The sequence below is a fragment of the Cryobacterium sp. TMT2-10 genome (genome assembly GCF_004403075.1).
GTDB lineage: Bacteria > Actinomycetota > Actinomycetes > Actinomycetales > Microbacteriaceae > Cryobacterium > Cryobacterium shii.
The window spans coordinates 1-5,647 of sequence record NZ_SOGW01000044.1 but is presented as its reverse complement, the minus strand read 5'-3'; the positions used below and the strand labels follow the sequence as shown (position 1 = coordinate 5,647).

2 rRNA genes are annotated in these 5,647 nt (G+C 53.4%); both read right to left on the bottom strand.

Annotated elements, in window-relative coordinates:
- Positions 1–128 precede the first annotated feature (128 nt).
- A 23S ribosomal RNA gene (locus E3T37_RS05385) occupies positions 129–3,257 on the bottom strand.
- 463 nt (positions 3,258–3,720) lie between these two features.
- Positions 3,721–5,242, bottom strand: a 16S ribosomal RNA gene (locus E3T37_RS05380).
- The 16S and 23S rRNA genes sit together here, the layout of an rRNA operon.
- Between the last annotated feature and the right edge of the window lie 405 nt (positions 5,243–5,647).

Genomic DNA, 5,647 nt, shown 5'->3' with positions numbered 1-5,647 from the left:
TCGATGAATCGATTCTATATTTTTCAGTTATAGAGCCCTCACCCGTTTATGAGCCGGTGAGGGCGTTGTTCTCGACCGTACATCGAGAACCACATAGTGGACGCAGAGCAGCTTATTCAAACTGTAGTGTTATCAAATTATTGGCTTATTAGTACCGGTCAGCTCCAAGGGTCTTTAGTCCCCTCTTCCACATCCGGCCTATCAACGCAGTAGTCTAGCTGCGAGCCTCTCCCCCGAAGGGATGGAAATCTCATCTCGAAGCCGGCTTCCCGCTTAGATGCTTTCAGCGGTTATCCGTTCCGAACGTAGCTAATCAGCGGTGCTCCTGGCGGAACAACTGACACACCAGAGGTTCGTCCATCCCGGTCCTCTCGTACTAGGGATAGATCTTCTCAAATTTCCTGCGCGCGCAGCGGATAGGGACCGAACTGTCTCACGACGTTCTAAACCCAGCTCGCGTACCGCTTTAATGGGCGAACAGCCCAACCCTTGGGACCTACTCCAGCCCCAGGATGCGACGAGCCGACATCGAGGTGCCAAACCATGCCGTCGATATGGACTCTTGGGCAAGATCAGCCTGTTATCCCCGAGGTACCTTTTATCCGTTGAGCGACAGCGCTTCCACAAGCCACTGCCGGATCACTAGTCCCGACTTTCGTCCCTGCTCGACTTGTCAGTCTTACAGTCAAGCTCCCTTGTGCACTTACACTCGACACCTGATTGCCAACCAGGTTGAGGGAACCTTTGGGCGCCTCCGTTACTTTTTAGGAGGCAACCGCCCCAGTTAAACTACCCACCAGGCACTGTCCCTGAACCGGATCACGGTTCGAAGTTAGATATCCAATATGACCAGAGTGGTATTTCAACGTTGACTCCACCTGAACTAGCGTCCAAGCTTCAAAGTCTCCCACCTATCCTACACAAGCCACACCGAACACCAATACCAAGCTGTAGTAAAGGTCACGGGGTCTTTCCGTCCTGCTGCGCGTAACGAGCATCTTTACTCGTAATGCAATTTCGCCGAGTTCGCGGTTGAGACAGCTGGGAAGTCGTTACGCCATTCGTGCAGGTCGGAACTTACCCGACAAGGAATTTCGCTACCTTAGGATGGTTATAGTTACCACCGCCGTTTACTGGGGCTTAAATTCTCAGCTTCGCCTTGCGGCTAACCGTTCCTCTTAACCTTCCAGCACCGGGCAGGCGTCAGTCCGTATACATCGTCTTGCGACTTGGCACGGACCTGTGTTTTTAGTAAACAGTCGCTTCCCACTGGTCTCTGCGGCCTTCGAACGCTCCAGGAGTAAATCCCTTCACGCCTCAGGCCCCCCTTCTCCCGAAGTTACGGGGGCATTTTGCCGAGTTCCTTAACCACGATTCTCTCGATCTCCTTAGTATTCTCTACCTGATCACCTGAGTCGGTTTGGGGTACGGGTGACTAAAACCTCGCGTCGATGCTTTTCTTGGCAGCATAGGATCACTGATTTCGTCCGTGAGGACTACCCATCGGGTCTCAGCCTTATATGAGAGACGGATTTGCCTATCTCTCGGCCTACATCCTTAGACCGGGACAACCATCGCCCGGCTCAGCTACCTTCCTGCGTCACACCTGTTAATACGCTAACCGCACCAGCATAGGGTCGTACGCTAGGCCCACCCCCGCCGCCCGAAGGCATTGGTCAGTGGGATTCAGATACTTAGCATTACTGGATTAGCTTGGGCGGTTTTTCGCCAGTACGGGAATATAAACCCGTTGTCCATCGACTACGCCTGTCGGCCTCGCCTTAGGTCCCGACTTACCCAGGGCGGATTAGCCTGGCCCTGGAAACCTTGATCTTTCGGAGGACGGGTTTCTCACCCGTCTTTCGCTACTCATGCCTGCATTCTCACTCGTGTAGCCTCCACGGCTGGTTTACACCGCCGCTTCGCTGGCCACACGACGCTCTCCTACCCATCAACACGGCTGAACCAACACAACAAGTGTGCGGCTTACCAAAAATATCAATGCCACAACTTCGGTGGCGTGCTTGAGCCCCGTTACATTGTCGGCGCGGAATCACTTGACCAGTGAGCTATTACGCACTCTTTCAAGGGTGGCTGCTTCTAAGCCAACCTCCTGGTTGTCTGTGCAACTCCACATCCTTTCCCACTTAGCACGCGCTTTGGGACCTTAGTTGGTGGTCTGGGTTGTTTCCCTCTCGACGATGAAGCTTATCCCCCACCGTCTCACTGCTGCGCTCTCACTTACCGGCATTCGGAGTTTGGCTGACGTCAGTAAGCTTTTAGGCCCCATCGGCCATCCAGTAGCTCTACCTCCGGCAAGAAACACGCAACGCTGCACCTAAATGCATTTCGGAGAGAACCAGCTATCACGAAGTTTGATTGGCCTTTCACCCCTATCCACAGCTCATCCCCTCCATTTTCAACTGAAGTGGGTTCGGTCCTCCACGACGTCTTACCGTCGCTTCAACCTGGCCATGGATAGATCACTTCGCTTCGGGTCTAGGACATGCGACTGAATCGCCCTATTCAGACTCGCTTTCGCTACGCATTCCCCTCTCGGGTTAAGCTCGCCACATATCACTAACTCGCAGGCTCATTCTTCAAAAGGCACGCTGTCACCAGAATCAGACTGGCTCCAACGGTTTGTAAGCAAACGGTTTCAGGTACTATTTCACTCCCCTCCCGGGGTACTTTTCACCTTTCCCTCACGGTACTTGTTCACTATCGGTCATGTAGGAGTATTTAGGCTTATCAGGTGGTCCTGACGGATTCACACGGGATTTCTCGGGCCCCGTGCTACTTGGGATACTCTTCGGGCGATTGCTGCATTTCGACTACGGGGTTCGCACCCTCTATGACCAGGCTTTCAATCCTGTTCGTCTATACAACGTTCTAACCCTCACTGTTCGGCAGAAGCAGCAGAAAAGTCCCGCAACCCCGACCATGCAACGCCTGCCGGCTATCACACATGATCGGTTTAGCCTCATCCGGTTTCGCTCGCCACTACTAACGGAATCACTATTGTTTTCTCTTCCTGTGGGTACTGAGATGTTTCACTTCCCCACGTTCCCTCTACCCGCCCTATATATTCAGGCGGGAGTCACCAGGTCACCTTACGGGCCTGGCGGGGTTTCCCCATTCGGAAATCCTCGGATCACAGTTCGTTTATCAACTCCCCGAGGCTTATCGCAGATTACTACGTCCTTCTTCGGCTCTACATGCCAAGGCATTCACCGTTTGCTCTTAGAAATTTGAAATCACATGAGTTTGAATCGATTGGTGTCACGAATAAATTCGCGACAGAAATTGACCAATGATCTAACACTCTTACGAGTGCTTTGATCTTTGTAATCTGTCGGACCGAGGTCCGTCAAATTTAAGATGCTCGCGTCCACTGTGTAGTTCTCAAAGTACGGGCGGTACCCTCACCTGCCCACGAATGATGTGAACAGGAAAAGGTCCAGAGGAAAAGTCCAACCAGGCCGTAACCCGATCGTTCCGGTCCCTCAGGACCCAACAGCGTGCATATACAGTCAACCCCAACCCAAACCCTTCCAACTCCCGTGCTGTAAACAACACCGGAGCGTACCAAGTTCAAACTGTTCGCTTCTGCATCAATGTCAATGTTCCACCCATGAGCGCCACCGGGAAACGTGTGCTCCCGAAATGGCTTGGCAGTGGTGTTCCGCTGTATACAGACGGCACTGCTGTGCTCCTTAGAAAGGAGGTGATCCAGCCGCACCTTCCGGTACGGCTACCTTGTTACGACTTAGTCCTAATCACCGATCCCACCTTCGACAGCTCCTCCCCTTGCGGGTTAGGCCACTGGCTTCGGGTGTTACCGACTTTCATGACTTGACGGGCGGTGTGTACAAGGCCCGGGAACGTATTCACCGCAGCGTTGCTGATCTGCGATTACTAGCGACTCCGACTTCATGGGGTCGAGTTGCAGACCCCAATCCGAACTGAGACCGGCTTTTTGGGATTCGCTCCACCTTGCGGTATTGCAGCCCTTTGTACCGGCCATTGTAGCATGCGTGAAGCCCAAGACATAAGGGGCATGATGATTTGACGTCATCCCCACCTTCCTCCGAGTTGACCCCGGCAGTATCCCATGAGTTCCCACCATTACGTGCTGGCAACATAGGACGAGGGTTGCGCTCGTTGCGGGACTTAACCCAACATCTCACGACACGAGCTGACGACAACCATGCACCACCTGTATAGAGACCTTGCGGGGCGACTGTTTCCAGACGTTTCCTCTATATGTCAAGCCTTGGTAAGGTTCTTCGCGTTGCATCGAATTAATCCGCATGCTCCGCCGCTTGTGCGGGCCCCCGTCAATTCCTTTGAGTTTTAGCCTTGCGGCCGTACTCCCCAGGCGGGGAACTTAATGCGTTAGCTGCGACACGGAGACCGTGGAATGGTCCCCACATCTAGTTCCCAACGTTTACGGCATGGACTACCAGGGTATCTAATCCTGTTCGCTCCCCATGCTTTCGCTCCTCAGCGTCAGTTACGGCCCAGAGATCTGCCTTCGCCATTGGTGTTCCTCCTGATATCTGCGCATTCCACCGCTACACCAGGAATTCCAATCTCCCCTACCGCACTCTAGTCTGCCCGTACCCACTGCAGGCCCGAGGTTGAGCCTCGGGTTTTCACAGCAGACGCGACAAACCGCCTACGAGCTCTTTACGCCCAATAATTCCGGACAACGCTTGCACCCTACGTATTACCGCGGCTGCTGGCACGTAGTTAGCCGGTGCTTTTTCTGCAGGTACCGTCACTTTAACGCTTCTTCCCTACTAAAAGAGGTTTACAACCCGAAGGCCGTCGTCCCTCACGCGGCGTTGCTGCATCAGGCTTTCGCCCATTGTGCAATATTCCCCACTGCTGCCTCCCGTAGGAGTCTGGGCCGTGTCTCAGTCCCAGTGTGGCCGGTCACCCTCTCAGGCCGGCTACCCGTCGTCGCCTTGGTGAGCCATTACCTCACCAACTAGCTGATAGGCCGCGAGCTCATCCTTGACCAAAATTCTTTCCACCCCCAGAGATGCCTCCAAGGGTCGTATCCGGTATTAGACGTCGTTTCCAACGCTTATCCCAGAGTCAAGGGCAGATTGCTCACGTGTTACTCACCCGTTCGCCACTGATCAGAGAAGCAAGCTCCTCATCACCGTTCGACTTGCATGTGTTAAGCACGCCGCCAGCGTTCGTCCTGAGCCAGGATCAAACTCTCCGTAAATGTTTGACTGCACGAAACCCGAAGGCAACGGCACATCTAGTGTGACTGACCACCGGAATAGGCGGACCAGACACAAGTTTGAAACTGACAGAACAAATCATTACTGACTTGCTTTGTTGTTTAAATGTTTTCCAAAGGAATCTCCCGATCCTTCACCGCTAGAAACGGATCCAAATCACGAGGTTTTTGGCATTTGACATTGTGCACGCTGTTGAGTTCTCAAGGATCGGACGCACCCGACTTCAGGCCCAATAATGGGCTGTCGCTTCGGGGCAACTCGTATAACTTACCCACCCGGCAAGAACGTGTCAAATCGAGGCCAGCAGCTCATCTCCAGTTCGCCAAAGCAAACTCAAACAACCACTAAACCCAACTCGACCATCAGCCGGAGGGAGTTACCATCTT